Source organism: Pseudomonas sp. 4CAES_32.4 (assembly GCF_058136335.1).
In genome coordinates this window covers 1,994,326-2,011,365 of sequence record NZ_CM176882.1, presented here as the reverse complement: position 1 = coordinate 2,011,365, position 17,040 = coordinate 1,994,326, and the positions used below count along the sequence as shown (strand labels likewise).

The window sequence follows — 17,040 nt, the reverse complement described above, 5'->3', positions numbered from 1 at the left end:
TCCATGCGTTCTCTAACCTTCCACCTGAAAATCCTGATCACCATTCTGGTGCTGCTGGGCGTTTCGGTTACGGCCTATCAGATTTTCGTGCTCGGCATCCCGGTGACCGAAGATGCGACCGACGACTTGTGGAACATCGACGCCAAGGTCGAGTTCGTCGCCAGCACCAAGGATCCGGTGAAGATCCAGATGTTCGTGCCACCGTTGAGCCGCGACTACGTCAGCCTCAACGAGAGTTTTATTTCCAATAACTACGGCGTCGCCGTGAACCGCGTCGATGGCAACCGCAAGGTGACCTGGTCGGCCCGTCGCGCCAAGGGCAACCAGACCCTTTATTACCGTCTGGTGCTGACCAAGCGTTACACCGCGGAAAAAACCAAGATCAAAGGCCCGACCTTCCGCGACAGCATCGCCATCGAAGGCCCGGAAAAAATCGCCGCCGAAGCCCTGCTCGCGCCGATCCGCCAGCACTCGGCCGACGTTGAAACTTTTATTGGCGAGGCGATCAAACGCGTCAACAACCTCAACGATGACAACGTGAAACTGCTGCTGGCCGGCGATCCGTCGACCGCGCACAAAGCCAAAATCGTCGAACTGCTGCTGTCCATCGCCCACGTGCCGGTGGAAAAAGTCCACACCATCCGCCTCGTCGCCGATCAGCCGCAAATGCCGGAACTGTGGCTGCGCAGCTTCAACGGCAACGACTGGCTGTACTTCAACCCGGAGACTGGCGAGCAAGGCCTGCCGACCGACCGCCTGCTGTGGTGGACCGGCGATGAAAACCTGATCACCGTCGACGGCGGCAAAAAAGCCAACGTGACCTTCAGCTTGAACAACAGCGAGATGAACGCCATTCGTCTGGCCAAGCTGACCGACGAAAACACCGACGCCAACTTCCTCGAATACTCGCTGTACGGCTTGCCGCTGCAGACCCAGCAGACCTTCATGATCATGGTGATGATCCCGATCGGCGTGCTGGTGATTCTGATCCTGCGCAACCTGATCGGCCTGCAGACCCTCGGCACGTTTACCCCGGTACTGATCGCCCTCGCCTTCCGCGAGACGCAACTGGGCTTCGGCATTCTGCTGTTTACCGTGATCACGGCGCTGGGCTTGTCATTACGTTCGTATCTGGAACACTTGAAACTGCAAATGCTGCCGCGATTGTCGGTAGTGCTGACCTTTGTCGTGGTGTTGATTGCGGCGATCAGTCTGTTCAGCCATAAGCTCGGTCTGGAGCGCGGCTTGTCGGTGGCGCTGTTCCCGATGGTGATTCTGACCATGACCATCGAACGCCTGTCGATCACCTGGGAAGAACGCGGTGCCAGCCATGCAATGAAAGTCGCGATTGGCACGCTGTTCGCGGCCTCGTTGGCGCACCTGATCATGACCGTGCCGGAGCTGGTTTACTTCGTGTTCACCTTCCCGGCGATCCTGCTGATTCTGGTCGGTTTCATGCTGGCGATGGGTCGTTATCGCGGCTACCGCCTGACCGAACTGGTGCGCTTCAAGGCTTTCCTGAAGAAGGCTGACGCCTGATGTTCGGTTTCTGGAAGACCTGGAAGGCCCTGGAGGCGCGGGGCATCATGGGCATCAATCGGCGTAACGCCGACTATGTGCTCAAGTACAACAAGCGCAGCCTGTACCCGATCGTCGATGACAAGATCATCACCAAGGAACGCGCCATCGAGGCCGGCATTCATGTGCCGGAACTGTATGGCGTGATTTCCACCGAGAAGGAAATCGACAAGCTCGGCGAGATCATCGGCGGGCGCAGCGACTTCGTGATCAAACCGGCCCAAGGCGCCGGCGGTGACGGCATCATCGTCATCGCCGACCGTTTCGAAGGCCGCTATCGCACGGTGTCGGGCAAGATCATTGCCCACGAAGAGCTTGAGCATCACATCTCGAGCATCCTCACTGGCTTGTATTCGTTGGGTGGTCACCGTGACCGTGCGCTAATCGAATACCGGGTGACCCCGGATCAGATCTTCAAAAGCATCAGCTACGAAGGTGTGCCGGACATCCGCATCATTGTGCTGATGGGTTATCCAGTGATGGCGATGCTGCGTTTGCCAACCCGGCAGTCCGGCGGCAAAGCCAACCTGCACCAGGGCGCGATTGGCGTCGGTGTCGATCTGGCCACCGGTCTGACCCTGCGCGGCACCTGGCTGAACAACATCATCACCAAACACCCTGACACCACCAACGCAGTGGATGGCGTGCAACTGCCCTACTGGGACGGTTTCATGAAACTCGCCGCTGGCTGCTATGAGCTGTGCGGGTTGGGTTATATCGGTGTGGACATGGTGTTGGATCAGGAGAAAGGCCCGCTGATTCTCGAACTGAATGCGCGGCCGGGGCTGAATATCCAGATCGCCAATGACTGTGGGCTGACGTTGCGTACGCACGCGGTTGAGGCGCGACTGGAAGAGCTGAAGGCGCGTGGGGTGACGGAAACGGTTGAGGAGCGTGTGGCCTTTACTCAGGAAATGTTTGGGCATATTCCTGCGGTCGAGGGCTGATCTCCCCCGATGATCGTTCCCACGCTCTGCGTGGGAATGCATCCCGTGACGCTCCGCGTCACAGTGGACGCAGAGCGTCCATGGCGGCGTTACCACGCAGAGCGTGGGAACGATCATTCACTCAGCCTGCCGCCAATCTGCCAATCCCCGACATCCCCTCTAGGAGCAATTCCCGCAGAGGACTACAATCCCCACCCCGCCTCGATGGCCGATCTGCCCCGCCCATGTTGACCTGTTCCGTACACCCGCTGCCCTACCGCGCCAATCCCGCCGACTACTTCGCGGCCATTCGCAATGCACCTGGCGCCGTGCTGCTCGACAGTGGCCGGCCAAGTGCCGACCGTGGCCGTTATGACCTGCTCAGCGCTTGGCCGCTGGAGCAATTAGCGGTGTTACCCGACGAGAGTGGCAGTCATTTCCTCCAGCGGTTGCGCGACAATTTGCAGCGTTTGGGCGAGGCTGATTTACCGTTGGGTTTCGAGCTGCCGTTCGCTGGCGGCTTGATCGGCTACCTCAGCTACGACTTCGGTCGGCATCTGGAACACCTGCCGAGTCAAGCCCGTGATGACCTGCAATTGCCGGACGCGCGCTTCGGGTTGTACGACTGGGCGCTGATCAGCGATCACCACGCGTCGACCAGCCAATTGGTCTTTCACCCGTCCGTGAACGACAGCGAAAAACAACGGCTGATCGCGCTGTTCACTCAGCCTCAAATTGATGCGCTGACACCGTTCAAACTGAACGCCCCGATGGCCGCCGATCTTTCTGCCGACGATTACCGTCAGGCCTTCGAACGCATTCAGCACTACATCCAGGCCGGCGACTGCTATCAGGTCAACTTCGCTCAACGTTTCCGCGCATCGTGCCAAGGCGATCCGTGGTTGGCGTATTGCGCGTTGCGCGAAGCCTGCCCGACACCGTTTTCCGGTTTCCAGAGCCTGCCCGAGGGCGGCGCGGTGTTGAGTCTGTCACCCGAGCGTTTCGTCAAAGTCAGCCAGCGTCAGGTGGAAACCCGACCGATCAAAGGCACCCGCCCCCGTGGCCTCACGCCGGCAGAAGATGCCGCCAACGCTGCCGAATTACTGGCCAGCCCCAAGGATCGTGCGGAAAACCTGATGATCGTCGACCTGCTGCGCAACGACCTCGGGCGCACCTGCCGCATCGGTTCGGTGCGAGTGCCGGAGTTGTTCAGCCTGGAAAGTTATCCGAACGTGCATCACTTGGTCAGCAGCGTGACCGGAGAATTGGCGGATGATCGCGACGCATTGGACTTGATTGCCGGCAGCTTCCCCGGCGGCTCGATCACCGGTGCGCCGAAGATTCGTGCGATGCAGATCATTGATGAACTGGAGCCGACTCGACGCGGGTTGTATTGCGGTTCGTTGCTGTACCTGGACGTGCGCGGCGAGATGGACAGCTCCATCGCGATTCGCAGTCTGTTGGTCAAGGATGGGCAGGTGTGCTGCTGGGGCGGTGGCGGGATTGTCGCGGATTCGGATTGGCAGGCGGAGTATCAGGAGTCGATTACCAAAGTCAGAATCCTCCTGGAAACCCTGCAAAACCTCTGATGAATGATCGTTCCCACGCTCTGCATGGGAATGCAGCCCGGGACGCTCAGCGTCCAATCCAAAGCCGAACGCGGAGCGTCCATTGAGGCATTCCCACGCGGAGCGTGGGAACGATCATGACAGGGGAATTCATTACAAACTCAACTCTCTGTTAGAAGCCTTGAGAAATTCCTGCTTCAACTCGGCGAACGTATGCACCGCCGGAAACTGCGGAAACTCGCGAATCACATTTTCCGGCGCATGGAACAGAATCCCCGCGTCCGCCTCGCCCAGCATCGTCGTGTCGTTGTACGAATCCCCCGCCGCAATCACCCGGTAATACAGGCTCTTGAACGCCAGCACCGACTGGCGCTTCGGGTCTTTCTGGCGCAACTGATAGCTGGTCACCCTACCGGTTTCGTCAGTAATCAGCCGATGGCACAGCAAGGTCGGGAAGCCCAGCTGACGCATCAGCGGCTGCGAGAACTCGTAAAACGTATCCGACAGAATCACCACCTGAAAGCGCTCGCGCAGCCAGTTGACGAACTCCACGGCGCCGTCCAGCGGCTTCAACGTGGCGATCACTTCCTGAATGTCGGAGAGCTTCAAGCCGTGTTCATCGAGGATGCGCAGACGCTGCTTCATCAGCACGTCGTAATCGGGAATGTCCCGGGTGGTGGCCTTGAGGGAGTCGATTCCGGTTTTTTCGGCGAAGGCGATCCAGATTTCCGGCACCAACACCCCTTCAAGATCAAGGCAAGCAATTTCCACAAGACACTCCCGTTTGTATTGATTATTTGAGTCGAGCGAGGCCGAACTCTAGCGACTCGAATCCCGACGCGCAACGCACAGCGCGCCCCGAGCCCTGCAGCTTTTTGTTACCATCGGCCCCATATAGAGCGCCCAGCGCCACCGACCTGTAGGAAGCCGCCCTGATGAGCCCAACGTTCGACGTCGTGGAACTCGCCACGACCTATGCCAACAAATCCGCGCAAGACATCCTCAAACTCGCCTTCGCCGAGTTCGGCGATGATCTGTGGATATCTTTCAGCGGCGCCGAGGATGTGGTGCTGGTGGACATGGCCTGGAAGCTTAACAAGAACGTCAAAGTATTCAGCCTCGACACTGGTCGCCTGCACCCGGAGACCTACCGGTTCATCGAGCAAGTGCGCGAGCACTACAAGATCGACATCGAAATCGTCTCGCCGGACTACACGAAACTGGAACCGTTCGTGAAGGAAAAAGGCCTGTTCAGTTTCTATAAGGACGGCCACGGCGAATGCTGCGGCATCCGCAAGATCGAGCCGCTGCGCCGCAAACTGTCCGACGTCAAAGCCTGGGCCACCGGCCAGCGCCGCGACCAGAGCCCGGGCACTCGCAGTGCCGTGGCGGCGATGGAAATCGATACCGCGTTCTCCACGCCGGAACGCACCCTGTACAAATTCAACCCGCTGGCGCAGATGACCAGCGAAGAGATCTGGGGTTACATCCGCATGCTCGAGCTGCCGTACAACAGCCTGCATGAGCGCGGCTTCATCAGCATCGGCTGCGAACCGTGCACCCGCCCGGTGTTGCCAAACCAGCACGAGCGCGAGGGGCGTTGGTGGTGGGAAGAGGCGACGCAGAAAGAGTGTGGGCTGCACGCGGGCAACATCATCAGCAAAGCGTAACCACCAGCCACCGTTTTCCCCTGTGGGAGCTAGCCCTGCTAGCGATGGCGGTCTTTCAGTCACTGCAATGTTGACTGATCAACCGCCATCGCCGGCAAAGCTGGCTTCCACGCTCTGTATTAGGCCTACAAAAAATGTGTACACACAACTGTCACCATCGGTGCCATTTGTGTGTGCACTTTTTTGTTTCCGCGCCCTGAAAAGTTACATCCCGCCTGAAAACCACTCGCCCTCGCCTCCTCTGAAACCCCTCCATCAAAAATAAATACCTGTTCAGTCGGTCAATTTTTAACCAATTATTTTCAAAGACTTAGCGCGCATCGATAACTTTTAGAAATGAGCATAGCTGCGTATAGATCGCTAACTGGCACAAATCTGGCTTGAGTGCATACATGTTTTGTATACAAAACTGCAAAACATACCCACACTTTCGATCCGCAAGCCTGAAGCGCCCTATCCCGTACAGGCTGCAGATGCCCCGTAACCAGTGATGTTTTTCACTGCCGCGACGAAGATTTGTCGAGCCTGACGGCTTATGCACAGTCATCGCGGCCCTGAACATCAGGAGCCTGCCGGAATGCGTACAAGTCTCTCCAATAACATCGCGCTGAATCTGCCCGCCTCTGCTCTCGACCAACCGTTACCCCATGACGGTCTGACCGAGCCGTTACAACTGAGCCCTCGCCTGCACAACAGCGATCTCGCGCCGACCAAGGCCGAAGGACGGCGCTGGGGCAAATACAGCATCTTCGCCCTGTGGACGAACGACGTGCACAACATCGCCAACTACTCCTTCGCCATTGGCCTGTATGCCTTGGGCCTGGGTGGCTGGCAGATTCTGCTGTCGCTGGGGATCGGCGCGGCGCTGGTGTATTTCTTCATGAACCTGTCCGGTTACATGGGGCAGAAAACCGGTGTGCCGTTTCCTGTCATCAGCCGGATCAGTTTCGGCATTCATGGGGCGCAAATTCCTGCACTGATCCGGGCAGTTATCGCCATCGCCTGGTTCGGCATTCAGACGTATCTGGCCTCGGTGGTCTTTCGTGTATTGCTCACAGCGGTACACCCCGGTTTCGCCGAATACGACCACAACTCGATTCTTGGCCTGTCGACCTTGGGCTGGGTGTGCTTCGTGGCGATCTGGTTCGTGCAACTGGCGATTCTCGCCTACGGCATGGAAATGGTGCGTCGCTACGAGGCGTTCGCCGGGCCAGTGATTCTGCTGACTGTCGCCGCGCTCGCCGCGTGGATGTACTTCCAGGCCAACGCGACCATCGCCTGGTCGACTCGCGACCCGCTGACCGGTGGCGAGATGTGGCGCAACATCTTCGCTGGCGGCGCGTTGTGGCTGGCGATCTACGGCACGTTGATTCTCAACTTCTGCGACTTCGCCCGCTCCTCGCCGTGCCGCAAGACCATCAAGGTGGGAAATTTCTGGGGTTTGCCGGTGAATATTCTGGTGTTCGCCGCGATTACTGTCCTGCTCTGCGGCGCGCAATTTCAGATCAATGGCCGGATCATTGAAAGTCCTACGGAAATCATCGCCTCGATCCCCAACACCTTCTTTCTGGTGCTCGGTTGCCTGGCGTTCCTGATCGTCACCGTGGCGGTGAACATCATGGCCAACTTCGTCGCTCCGGCCTTCGTCCTCAGCAACCTGGCGCCGAAATACCTGACCTTCCGCCGTGCCGGGCTGATCAGCGCCACCATCGCCGTGTTGATACTGCCGTGGAATCTCTACAACAGCCCGTTGGTGATCGTGTACTTCCTGTCCGGCCTCGGCGCCCTGCTCGGCCCGCTGTACGGCGTGATCATGGTCGACTACTGGCTGATCCGCAAAGGCCGGATCAACGTCCCGCAGCTCTACAGCGAAGACCCAAATGGCGCTTATTACTACAGCCACGGGATCAATTTCCGCGCGGTGGCGGCGTTTATTCCTGCGGCGCTGATCGCCATCGTCCTTGCGCTGGTTCCAGGTTTCCACAGCGTTTCGCCGTTTTCCTGGCTGATCGGCGCCGGTATCGCCGGAATGCTTTACCTGATCATCGCCAAGCGTCAGCCGCACTACGCCGACGTCAGTGGCGAATCGATTGCGGTCGACAACGTCTGCCATTAACTCCCTCGCGGCCCGGACTTCGGGCCGCAGAACTGCCCGCTATAAGGATGTCCCCATGCGTATTCTCGTGGTCAACGTCAACACCACCGAATCCATCACCGATGCCATCGCCCGCTCGGCGCAGGCTGTCGCTTCACCTGGTACTGAAATCGTCGGTTTGACGCCGTTCTTTGGCGCCGACTCGATTGAAGGCAATTTCGAAAGCTACCTCGCCGCCATCGCCGTGATGGATCGGGTGATGGCCTACGATCAGCCGTTCGACGCGGTGATTCAGGCCGGTTACGGCGAACACGGGCGCGAAGGCTTGCAGGAATTACTTAACGTGCCGGTGGTGGACATCACCGATGCAGCGGCGAGCACGGCGATGTTTCTCGGCCATGCGTATTCGGTGGTGACCACACTGGATCGCACCGTGCCGCTAATCGAGGATCGGCTGAAGCTGTCAGGTTTGTGGGATCGCTGCGCTTCAGTGCGTGCCAGTGGTTTGGCCGTTCTGGAGCTGGAACACGAGCCGCAGCGTGCGCTGGAAGCGATCGTCCATCAGGCGGAACTGGCGGTGACGCAGGATAAAGCCGAGGTGATTTGCCTGGGTTGCGGCGGTATGGCCGGGCTGGATGAGCAGATTCGTCGGCGTACCGGGGTGCCGGTGGTGGATGGCGTGACGGCGGCGGTGACGATTGCGGAATCGCTGGTGCGACTGAAGTTATCGACCTCGAAAGTCCGCACCTACGCGACGCCGCGACCGAAGAACATTATTGGCTGGCCTGGGCGGTTTGCCCGCTAGACCGAGTTATCGTTCATCGCGGGCAAGCCACGCTCCCACAGGTTCTGAGTTGCCCACAGATTCTGTGCACAACACAAAACCCTGTGGGAGCGGGCTTGCCCGCGATGGCCGCGACTCGATCCAAAGCCCTACTCAAATCGCACTAAACCGCCGCGCCAACCCCTGCTCCGAAAACTGCTCAATCACAAAATCCACAAACGCCCGCGTCTTGCCCGGCAACAATTTGTGCTCGGCGTAATAGATCGAAATGTTGCCGTCATCGACATACCAATCCGGCAACACCCGCTGCAACGTCCCAGCCTCCAGATAACCGACCGCAAACGGCATGCTCACCAAGGCAATCCCCAAGCCTTGCGCCGCCGTCCTGCAAGCGGCCTCGGAATCGCTCATGGTCATCCGCGCCCGGAGTGTCAACGGTTGGCAGTTCTGCGGATTGCGCCCGGTCAACTGCCAGGAACGCACACGCCCGGTCTGCGGCGAGCGAATCAGAATGCCATCGTGATGGCTGAGGTCTTCCGGCTCGACGATCTCGGGATGAGCCTGACAATAATCGGCGGACGCCACCAATATCCGGTGTGCCGGGGTCAACCTGCGCGCGATCACCCCTTGCGGCAATTCGAAGCCGCCACCGATGGCCGCATCAAAGCCCTGCCCGATCAGATCGACCTGCCGGTTATCGAAATGCCAGTCCGGGTTGATCGCCGGATATCGCCGCAAAAACTCACCGAGCATCGGCACGATGTGCAGACAGCCAAACGCTGCGCCCATGCTGACTTTCAGCGTTCCCGCCGGCAGCCCTTCGACACTGGACAGGTTGGCCACGGCATTTTGGATCGTGGTCAGGCTGCCACTGACCTGATCGAGGAAAAGTAGTCCGGCCTCGGTCAGCGTCAGGCTGCGTGTACTACGCTGGAACAGCCGCACGCCGAGCCGCACCTCGAGTTTGGCCACACTCTTGCCGACTGCCGCCGGGGTCAGACTCAAGCGCCGCGCGGCTTCGGCAAAGCTGCCGACCTCGGCACTGCGCACGAAGCATTCGATGCTGCTGAAGGTTTCCATGATCGCCACTATAAACTTCTGGTTTACACAGACTATAGCAATCATGGTCTACACAGTTGTCGGTACCACGCCGATACTCGGCACCAACACCAAGGCATTCCGCCTTGAATAGTCTGGAGATCGAACATGACCACTCAACACCTCGGCGGCAAAGTCGCTCTGATTCAAGGCGGTTCCCGCGGTATCGGCGCTGCCATCGTCAAACGTCTCGCCGCTGAAGGCGCTGCAGTTGCCTTCACTTACGTCAGCTCCGCCGCTAAAGCCGAAGAGTTGCAGAACAGCATCACCGCCAACGGCGGCAGAGCCCTGGCGATCAAGGCCGACAGTGCCGATGCCGCCGCCATCCGCCACGCCGTCAGCGCCACCGTCGAAGCCTTTGGCCGAGTCGATATTCTGGTCAACAACGCTGGCGTACTGGCCGTCGCACCGCTGGAAGACTTCAAACTCGAAGACTTCGACCAGACTGTAGCGATCAACATTCGTAGCGTATTCATCGCCTCCCAAGAAGCGGCCAAACACATGGGTGAAGGCGCACGCATCATCAACATCGGCAGCACCAACGCCGACCGCATGCCCTTCGCCGGCGGCGGTGTGTACGCAATGAGCAAATCGGCGCTGGTCGGTTTGACCAAAGGCTTGGCCCGCGATCTCGGCCCACGCGGCATCACCGTCAACAACGTGCAACCTGGCCCGGTCGACACCGACATGAACCCGGCGCACGGTGACTTCGCCGAAAGCCTGATTCCGCTGATGGCCGTCGGTCGCTACGGCAAAGCCGAAGAAATCGCCAGTTTCGTCGCCTACCTGGCAGGCCCGGAAGCCGGTTACATCACCGGCGCCAGCCTGACCATCGACGGTGGTTTCGGCGCCTGATTGTTTCCGATTCGCCTGAACGAAAAACGCCGCCCCTCTTTTTACAGAGGGACGGCGTTTTTCTGTGTCAGGTGTTTAAGCCCATTCCAGCGCCGGTAATCCGCAGGCACTCGGTGTGAAGGCTTTCAGCGTACGAAGAATCCCGTCAGCGTGAGCGTATTTTTCATCGGCCATGGCGGCGTCGGGGATGGCGATGGCAGTCATACCGGCGGCTTTCGCGGCGGTCACGCCAAACGGCGAATCCTCGAACACCAGACAATCTTCAGGTGCAACGCCCAGACGCCGGGCAGCGGTGAGGAAAATATCCGGCGCCGGTTTAGCTGCGCCGACTTCCGGATCGTCTGCCGTAACAATGAAATCGAACAACGCAAACCAGTCGCGGTGCAACGTGGTTTTCTGGCCGAACGATTGACGCGACGAGCTGGTGCCCACGGCGATCGGAATGTTGTGCGCCTTGAGATGACGGATCAGCTCCTCGGCGCCCGGCATCGCTTGCGCGGTAGGAAAACGCTCGCGCATCAGCGGTTCGCGGATCACCAGGAATTCTTCAGCGGTGATCGGCAGATCCAGCGCCTGCACCACGTAGTTCGCCAGGTCGTTGGCACCACGGCCAATGATGTTCTGCTTGATGCTCCAGTCGAAGGTGCGCCCATAGCGCCCTGCAATCAGCGAGGTGACTTCTGTGTAAATGCCCTCGGTGTCGAGCAGCAAACCGTCCATATCGAAAATCACGGCCTTGATCGGGCCAAACGCCTTCAGCGGTGCATTCATCATCGGATCCGTTAACAAAGACATCCCAGGCGACTTGATACAGGTCGCTGCTCGGATCTGATTAAAGGGTTCAGCAGCATAACGAGGGCAATGGACATTGGGCAACGGCCAATGTCCGTTGCTGCGATGAACGACTCGCAAGCATTTAGCGAAACATCCTACAGACTTCACCTACTCGCCCGACTTCTTTCCTGTTTGATCCCCCGCAAAGTCCCCGCACCTTTTTTACGTGCGCGAGAGACTGTGAATGCAGCCACCCGAACGGTTATTGCAACTCAACAACAGCATCGGTCTGCTGCTGGTTGCTGCCCTGAATCCCGAACACCCCGATTTTGAAACCCTCCTTCGCGAATTCCGTTTGTGCCTGAACAACTACGACGCCTGGGCCGAGCAGTTCTGGACAGGCACGGCGCTGGACGTCGAACAGGTGTTCACCGTCGGCAATGACGTGCGTCTCAGTGCGCCGATCCAATCGCGCAAGCCAATCAGTTCCTCTGTGGTTATGTGTCCGGCCAGTGGTCCATTGACGCTGGTGCACATGTTCGAAGCGGCGCGGTTTGTGCCGATTGGCGATACGCCGGTCACGCTCGAACCGGTGATAGCCGATGTTGGCGGTGTGCTGACTTTCGGCGAACCACTGCGCCACACGATCGGCCCGAGCGGCATTCTGCAAGTGGACGATTGCGAGCGGGGCCAGCGTTATCGCATCACCTTTTTTCCCGATGTTTCCAGCGAGCATGTGGGTGCGCTGTACGCCTCTTATGAAGGGGTCATTGCAGGTCTGGAAGACTGGTTGCGGGGTGAATGGACGGAGTTTCAGCCGCAGTGGAAGGAGTTTTCCAGCGCCGGGTTTGTTGATCGTTACGGGCAGTTGCAGCGAGCCGATTGGCGTGGATTCGAGAGTGCCCTGAACGGGGTTTGGGATGACATCAAGCAGGTTTTCGCCCTCCTCGCCGACTTGCAGGCCAACAGCGAAAAGTTGCTGGAATATCTGAGCGCGGTTGAGCTGGAGGCGCTGCTAAACGCCTCCAGCGACGCCGTTGCCAATGCTCTATTGATGCTCAGCGATGAGCCGCTGCTGTTTATTCATCTGGCCGCGTTTACCAGTTGGCTGAAGATGTTGCCGCCACAGTATCTGGCCGAAGTGGTGGCTGAAGTTCGCGTCGAACTGCTGATCAGCTTTCTGCTGATGCGCGTTTCGGGTGGCGTCGGTGTGCCGTTGCGCTTGAGCAGCAAAGTGCTGGCAAAGGTCAAGTCGCCACGGGCCCGGGAGTGGCTGGCGGCTTCGGCTTCGCGGCTGGCTGAACTGACGTCGACGCCGGAGCTGAACAAGCACGCGAGCGCTTTGCGGCCATTGGCGCTCCATGCGCGTGATGTTGAGTTGAAACCGACACCGTCGATTCCGCTGAACATTCGTCAGGCCGATTCACTGGTGTTGACGGTGCCGAATCCGGCGCCGCTTGCCCGAGACAAGTCGGGTGGTTCGACCCGGATGGAACGGCAAGAGCCACACGACGACGCCTCTGATCAGGCGAAAAATCCCAACGGTGATAATGCCGATTGCGCGCTACTGACCTGCACCAACGGCTGTCCGGTGTCGATGGTCACCGGCGAGGAATTGCTGACCCTGACCGATGCGGTGCTCGATGGCGTGCTGCCGTTTGAGTTCAGTCGTTTGTATCGCAGCAGTGCGGTCGAGATCGATGTCGGCTTGGGTTTTGGCTGGAGCCATTCGCTGGCGCATCGCTTGGCGTTTGAGGGCGATTTCGTGGTCTGGATCGACCATGAGAACCGTCGCACGCGGTTTCCGCTGCCGAACGTCGAGCGCCCGGCGATTCACAACAGTCTGTCGCGGGCAGCGATTTTTCTGGGGGATGAACCGGAGGAGCTGATTCTTGCGCTGGCGGGGGACGCGGCGCGGTTTTATCACTTTCGGGCGGGACGTCTGACGGCGATCAGCGACGCCTATGGCAATCGTCTGACCCTGCAGTGCGATCGGTCTGACAGGGTGCAGCGACTCGATAACGGCGCCGGGCGCTCGCTGCTGCTGCGTTATGACCGGGCGCAGTTGATCGCGGTTGATTATCAGGTGTGGTCTGAGGGCGCCTGGCACACCGAGCAGACGCTGGTCAGTTACAGCTACGACGCCCGTCAACGCCTGTTGGCCGCGACCAACGCGGTCGGTGACAGCGAGCGTTACGACTACGACGACGCCCACGTCATCCTGCAGCGGCAACTGGCCGGTGGTGCGAGTTTTTTCTGGGAGTGGGAACGCTCGGGTAAATCGGCGCGTTGCGTAAGGCACTGGGCCTCGTTCTCGCAGATGAACACGCGGTACGTCTGGGACGATGATGGCCGTGTCACGGTGCATTACGTCGATGGCACCGAAGAGGTTTACGTCCACGACGATCAAGCGCGGCTGGTGCGCAAGGTCGAGGCCGATGGCGGCGAGCAGCTCAAGGCCTATGACGCTGCCGGGCGGTTGATCGCCGAACAGGATGCCTTAGGCGCCGTCACCGAATACCGCTACGACGACGTCGGACGGCTGATCGCGCTGATTCCGCCGGATGACGCGCCAACGTCCTACGAGTACCGCAACGGTTTCCTCTACCGGCGTTCACGCGGTGATGCGGTGTGGATCTATCGGCGCAATGCCGAGGGCGATGTCACCGAAGCAGTCGATCCCGACGGCAAGGTCACCCATTACTACTACGACGCGCGTGGGCGCTTGCTGTCGATCCGTTATCCGGACAGCAGCCGGCTGCGGCTGGTGTGGAATGACCTCGGTCAGCTCGTTGAAGAGACCTCGCCTGACGGTGGCGTGCGGCGCTTTTCCTACGACGCACTGGGGCGGCGGACCACCACCGTAGACGAACACGGTGCGGTCACCCGTCAGCAGTGGGACGGTGTGGGCCGACTTGTTCAGACGACTTTTCCTACCAGCGCCACCCGCGCTTACAGCTATGGCGCCTACGGTCAGGTCACCGCCGAGCGCGATGAACTCGGACGCATCACCCGTTATGAATATGACGACGATCTGCACCTGGTCTCGCGGCGGATCAACCCCGACGGCACGCGGGTGCAGTACCGCTACGACCACGCGCAACTGCTGCTCACCGAGATTGAAAACGAGTCGGGCGAAAAATACCGACTGGACTACACACCGACCGGGCTGATCCGCCAGGAAACCGGCTTCGACGGGCGACGCACTGCGTATGCCTATGACCTCAACGGCCATCTGCTGGAAAAGACTGAATTTGGTGACGACGGCTCGACGCTAGTCACTGGGTATGAGCGCGACCCTGCTGGCCGGCTGCAGGTGAAAACCCTGCCCGACGGGGTCAAGGTCAGCTATCAATACGACCGCCTCGGCCGTTTGACCGGCGTCGATGACGGCCAGAACCATCCGCTGGCGTTCGAGTACGACCGTCAGGATCGACTGATCACCGAGCATCAGGGCTGGGGCACGCTGCGCTACAGCTACGACGCCTGCGGTCAGCTCAAACGCCTGCGCCTGCCGGACAACAGCAAGCTCGATTACCACTACGCTAAGGGCGGCGCGCTGACCGGCATCGACCTCAATGGCGCGCAACTGACCACGCATGTTTTCCTGTCCGGGCGCGAACAGCAACGCCAGCAAGGCCTGCTGCTCAGCGAATATTCTTACGACGATCAGGGAAGATTACTCGCCCACGCGGTAGGCCATTCCCACGATTCGTTGTATCGCCGCGACTATGCCTACAGCGCCAACGGCAATCTGGAGCACATCGCCGACACCCGCCACGGCCAGCGCACCTACGCCTACGACGTCCTCGACCGGCTGATCCGCGTGCGCCACTCGCGCGACGAACTGCCGGAAAGCTTCGCCCACGATCCGGCCGGCAACCTGCTGATGCAGGATCGTCCCGGCCCGAGCCAGATCAAGGGCAACCGCCTGCTCATGCAGGGCGACCGTCATTACGACTACGACGCCTTCGGCAACCTGATCCGCGAACGCCGTGGCACCGCACAAAAACTCGTCACCGAATACCGCTACGACTGCCAGCACCGCCTGATCGGACTCACTCGCCCCGACGGCCAAACCGCCTCGTATCAGTACGACGCCTTCGGCCGGCGCATCCGCAAAACCGTGGACGGCCAAGTGACCGAGTTCTTCTGGCAAGGCGAGCAGGTCGTCGCCGAAAGCAGCCACAACGAATACCGCAGCTACGTCTACGAACCCGGCACCTTCCGCCCGCTGGCGCTGCTCGACGGCAAAGGCCCGAAAAAAGCCTGCCCGTTCTATTACCAACTCGACCACCTCGGCACGCCGCTGGAACTCACGGATTACAGCGGTGAGATCGTCTGGTCAGCGCAATACGACGCCTACGGCAAAGTCGCCGCGCTGAGCCTCGCTGCTGACGAGTACCTGGATCAACCACTGCGATTTCAGGGGCAGTATTTCGATGCCGAGAGCGGGCTGCATTACAACCGGCATCGGTATTACGACCCGAGGTTGGGACGGTATCTGACGCCGGATCCCATCAAGTTAGCGGGTGGCTTGAATCAATACGAGTACGTGCCAAATCCGACGGGGTGGGTGGATCCGTTGGGGTTGAGCTCCGATTGTCCGCCGCCGAATAAGCCGGGTTGTGAGGTGCCGGGTGGGAGTGATGGGGTTAAGGTTGATGAAGGAGGGCCGATCCTCCCGGCCATCGCTCACAATATAGATCCAAAAACTTTGAAGCGAGTACATACGATAGAGGGAAAGAACTCGACCAGGACAGTTGAGGATTATAAAAATAAAATGCGCAACGGATACGATCCAACAGATCCTATCGATGTCATAGAACATGACGGCAACCTATATATTTTGGACGGGCACCATCGTGCAGCAGCTGCACGGCAAACTTCGACAAATGTGACAATCAAACTCATAACCGACCTCCAAGCGTATAACGGAGCTCTAAGAAGTATTGAAGATGTATTAGAGTCAGCAAACAACGTGGGCTTGGACAGATTGGAGCACAAGAGAAGAAGATGAGCGATCAAAATGAAACTTTGGAGACACTGATAAATGATTTTATCTCCACGGTGGAGTCCAGCACCTTGTCATTGGAGCTTAAGTTTGGCACTCGTGACATTCGAAAGCTTTGGTACACCAAGGAAATAGAGCGGTGCGGGAGAGTCACTCGAGGCGTTAAATATCAATTGCATGGTATTGGCTGCCGCATCAATTCATCGACAGGAAGCGTTGATTTTGACTATGGCCCGAACGGGGAAATTAATGGTTTTGACGCTTGGCGCCTATACAACTTTGCCCGTGACAGACCATCTAGACATAAGAAATATTGCGATGAAGAAACCATTAAAAAAGAACTCGAAGAATATATAAAACTAAAAAAAATCAGAAAAATGTCAGCCATGAGGAACCTGTATGTATGGGCTGACTCAGAAGAAACCAAATAGACGCGACCACAAAAAGGGCCTGTTCACTCAGGCCCTCAAAACCAACTTCAAACTTTTATCACCCTATTCTCCCTCACTGCTCATCCTCATCCTCCTCATACTCCATATCCGCCTCATCCGAATCATTCAACGGTACCGTCGCATCATCCATCAGTGAGCCCGGATCCTCGTTCCCCGGATCATTGATAAACGGCAGCCCACTCGGGCCTTTTTCTTCCTTGCCTTCGGTTTCGGGAGTCATGGCATA

Annotated in this window: 13 protein-coding genes; 9 read left to right on the top strand and 4 right to left on the bottom strand. The window is 58.8% G+C overall.

Annotated elements, in window-relative coordinates; translation table 11 throughout:
- The first annotated feature begins 3 nt into the window (after positions 1 to 3).
- From rloB to pabB, 3 genes are all read left to right on the top strand, one after another.
- A complete protein-coding gene (rloB, locus tag AC3Y64_RS09245) occupies positions 4 to 1,539 on the top strand; it encodes an osmotic stress tolerance membrane protein RloB (RefSeq protein ID WP_008080999.1) in 1,536 nt (511 codons plus the stop codon).
- Positions 1,539 to 2,525 carry an alpha-L-glutamate ligase-like protein gene (locus tag AC3Y64_RS09240; protein ID WP_489987193.1) on the top strand — a complete coding sequence of 329 codons (987 nt, stop codon included), beginning with the start codon at positions 1,539 to 1,541 and terminating at the stop codon, positions 2,523 to 2,525. Before rloB ends, AC3Y64_RS09240 begins: the two co-directional genes overlap by 1 nt.
- A gap of 224 nt (positions 2,526 to 2,749) precedes the next feature.
- Positions 2,750 to 4,093: an aminodeoxychorismate synthase component I gene (gene pabB, locus AC3Y64_RS09235; protein WP_489987192.1), complete on the top strand. Its 1,344-nt coding sequence runs from the start codon at positions 2,750 to 2,752 to the stop codon at positions 4,091 to 4,093.
- Between the two features lie 132 nt (positions 4,094 to 4,225).
- On the opposite strand, the gene thrH is transcribed toward pabB, so the two are convergent.
- Positions 4,226 to 4,843 carry a bifunctional phosphoserine phosphatase/homoserine phosphotransferase ThrH gene (thrH, locus tag AC3Y64_RS09230; protein ID WP_158953916.1) on the bottom strand — a complete coding sequence of 206 codons (618 nt, stop codon included), beginning with the start codon at positions 4,841 to 4,843 and terminating at the stop codon, positions 4,226 to 4,228.
- A gap of 164 nt (positions 4,844 to 5,007) precedes the next feature.
- Between thrH and AC3Y64_RS09225 the strand changes: the two genes are divergently transcribed.
- The 3 genes from AC3Y64_RS09225 (at position 5,008) to AC3Y64_RS09215 (ending at position 8,642) form a co-directional block, all read left to right on the top strand.
- A complete protein-coding gene (locus tag AC3Y64_RS09225) occupies positions 5,008 to 5,742 on the top strand; it encodes a phosphoadenylyl-sulfate reductase (RefSeq protein WP_489987191.1) in 735 nt (244 codons plus the stop codon).
- A 577-nt stretch (positions 5,743 to 6,319) separates the two neighbouring features.
- Positions 6,320 to 7,858 (top strand): NCS1 family nucleobase:cation symporter-1, encoded by a 1,539-nt coding sequence (locus AC3Y64_RS09220; RefSeq protein ID WP_489987190.1) that lies wholly within the window; start codon positions 6,320 to 6,322, stop codon positions 7,856 to 7,858.
- 55 nt (positions 7,859 to 7,913) lie between these two features.
- A complete protein-coding gene (locus AC3Y64_RS09215) occupies positions 7,914 to 8,642 on the top strand; it encodes an aspartate/glutamate racemase family protein (RefSeq protein ID WP_158959248.1) in 729 nt (242 codons plus the stop codon).
- A gap of 132 nt (positions 8,643 to 8,774) precedes the next feature.
- Here the strand turns inward: AC3Y64_RS09215 and AC3Y64_RS09210 are convergent, their stop codons facing one another.
- Entirely contained in the window at positions 8,775 to 9,701 is a 927-nt protein-coding gene (locus AC3Y64_RS09210) for a LysR family transcriptional regulator (protein ID WP_489987189.1), read from the bottom strand.
- A 126-nt stretch (positions 9,702 to 9,827) separates the two neighbouring features.
- Between AC3Y64_RS09210 and AC3Y64_RS09205 the strand changes: the two genes are divergently transcribed.
- A complete protein-coding gene (locus tag AC3Y64_RS09205; protein WP_489987188.1) occupies positions 9,828 to 10,574 on the top strand; it encodes a 3-oxoacyl-ACP reductase family protein in 747 nt (248 codons plus the stop codon).
- A gap of 75 nt (positions 10,575 to 10,649) precedes the next feature.
- Here the strand turns inward: AC3Y64_RS09205 and AC3Y64_RS09200 are convergent, their stop codons facing one another.
- On the bottom strand, positions 10,650 to 11,345 hold the full coding sequence (locus AC3Y64_RS09200) for an HAD-IA family hydrolase (protein WP_034152892.1): 696 nt from the start codon (positions 11,343 to 11,345) through the stop codon (positions 10,650 to 10,652).
- A 247-nt stretch (positions 11,346 to 11,592) separates the two neighbouring features.
- Here AC3Y64_RS09200 and AC3Y64_RS09195 point away from each other — a divergent pair, with 247 nt between their 5' ends.
- Together AC3Y64_RS09195 and AC3Y64_RS09190 are read left to right on the top strand one after the other, a co-directional pair.
- Positions 11,593 to 16,368, top strand: a complete 4,776-nt coding sequence (locus AC3Y64_RS09195; RefSeq protein ID WP_489987187.1) for an RHS repeat-associated core domain-containing protein — start codon at positions 11,593 to 11,595, stop codon at positions 16,366 to 16,368.
- Positions 16,365 to 16,793: a DUF6896 domain-containing protein gene (locus tag AC3Y64_RS09190; protein WP_489987186.1), complete on the top strand. Its 429-nt coding sequence runs from the start codon at positions 16,365 to 16,367 to the stop codon at positions 16,791 to 16,793. Before AC3Y64_RS09195 ends, AC3Y64_RS09190 begins: the two co-directional genes overlap by 4 nt.
- Positions 16,794 to 16,866: 73 nt before the next feature.
- On the opposite strand, the gene AC3Y64_RS09185 is transcribed toward AC3Y64_RS09190, so the two are convergent.
- A complete protein-coding gene (locus AC3Y64_RS09185) occupies positions 16,867 to 17,034 on the bottom strand; it encodes a hypothetical protein (protein ID WP_163005296.1) in 168 nt (55 codons plus the stop codon).
- Positions 17,035 to 17,040 lie beyond the last annotated feature (6 nt).

Coding starts and splice junctions, on each gene's coding strand:
- rloB (WP_008080999.1), top strand. CDS start 4: ATGCGTTCTCTAACCTTCCACCTGAAAATCCTGATCACCATTCTGGTG.
- AC3Y64_RS09240 (WP_489987193.1), top strand. CDS start 1,539: ATGTTCGGTTTCTGGAAGACCTGGAAGGCCCTGGAGGCGCGGGGCATC.
- pabB (WP_489987192.1), top strand. CDS start 2,750: ATGTTGACCTGTTCCGTACACCCGCTGCCCTACCGCGCCAATCCCGCC.
- AC3Y64_RS09225 (WP_489987191.1), top strand. CDS start 5,008: ATGAGCCCAACGTTCGACGTCGTGGAACTCGCCACGACCTATGCCAAC.
- AC3Y64_RS09220 (WP_489987190.1), top strand. CDS start 6,320: ATGCGTACAAGTCTCTCCAATAACATCGCGCTGAATCTGCCCGCCTCT.
- AC3Y64_RS09215 (WP_158959248.1), top strand. CDS start 7,914: ATGCGTATTCTCGTGGTCAACGTCAACACCACCGAATCCATCACCGAT.
- AC3Y64_RS09210 (WP_489987189.1), bottom strand. CDS start 9,701: ATGGAAACCTTCAGCAGCATCGAATGCTTCGTGCGCAGTGCCGAGGTC.
- AC3Y64_RS09205 (WP_489987188.1), top strand. CDS start 9,828: ATGACCACTCAACACCTCGGCGGCAAAGTCGCTCTGATTCAAGGCGGT.
- AC3Y64_RS09200 (WP_034152892.1), bottom strand. CDS start 11,345: ATGAATGCACCGCTGAAGGCGTTTGGCCCGATCAAGGCCGTGATTTTC.
- AC3Y64_RS09195 (WP_489987187.1), top strand. CDS start 11,593: ATGCAGCCACCCGAACGGTTATTGCAACTCAACAACAGCATCGGTCTG.
- AC3Y64_RS09190 (WP_489987186.1), top strand. CDS start 16,365: ATGAGCGATCAAAATGAAACTTTGGAGACACTGATAAATGATTTTATC.
- AC3Y64_RS09185 (WP_163005296.1), bottom strand. CDS start 17,034: ATGACTCCCGAAACCGAAGGCAAGGAAGAAAAAGGCCCGAGTGGGCTG.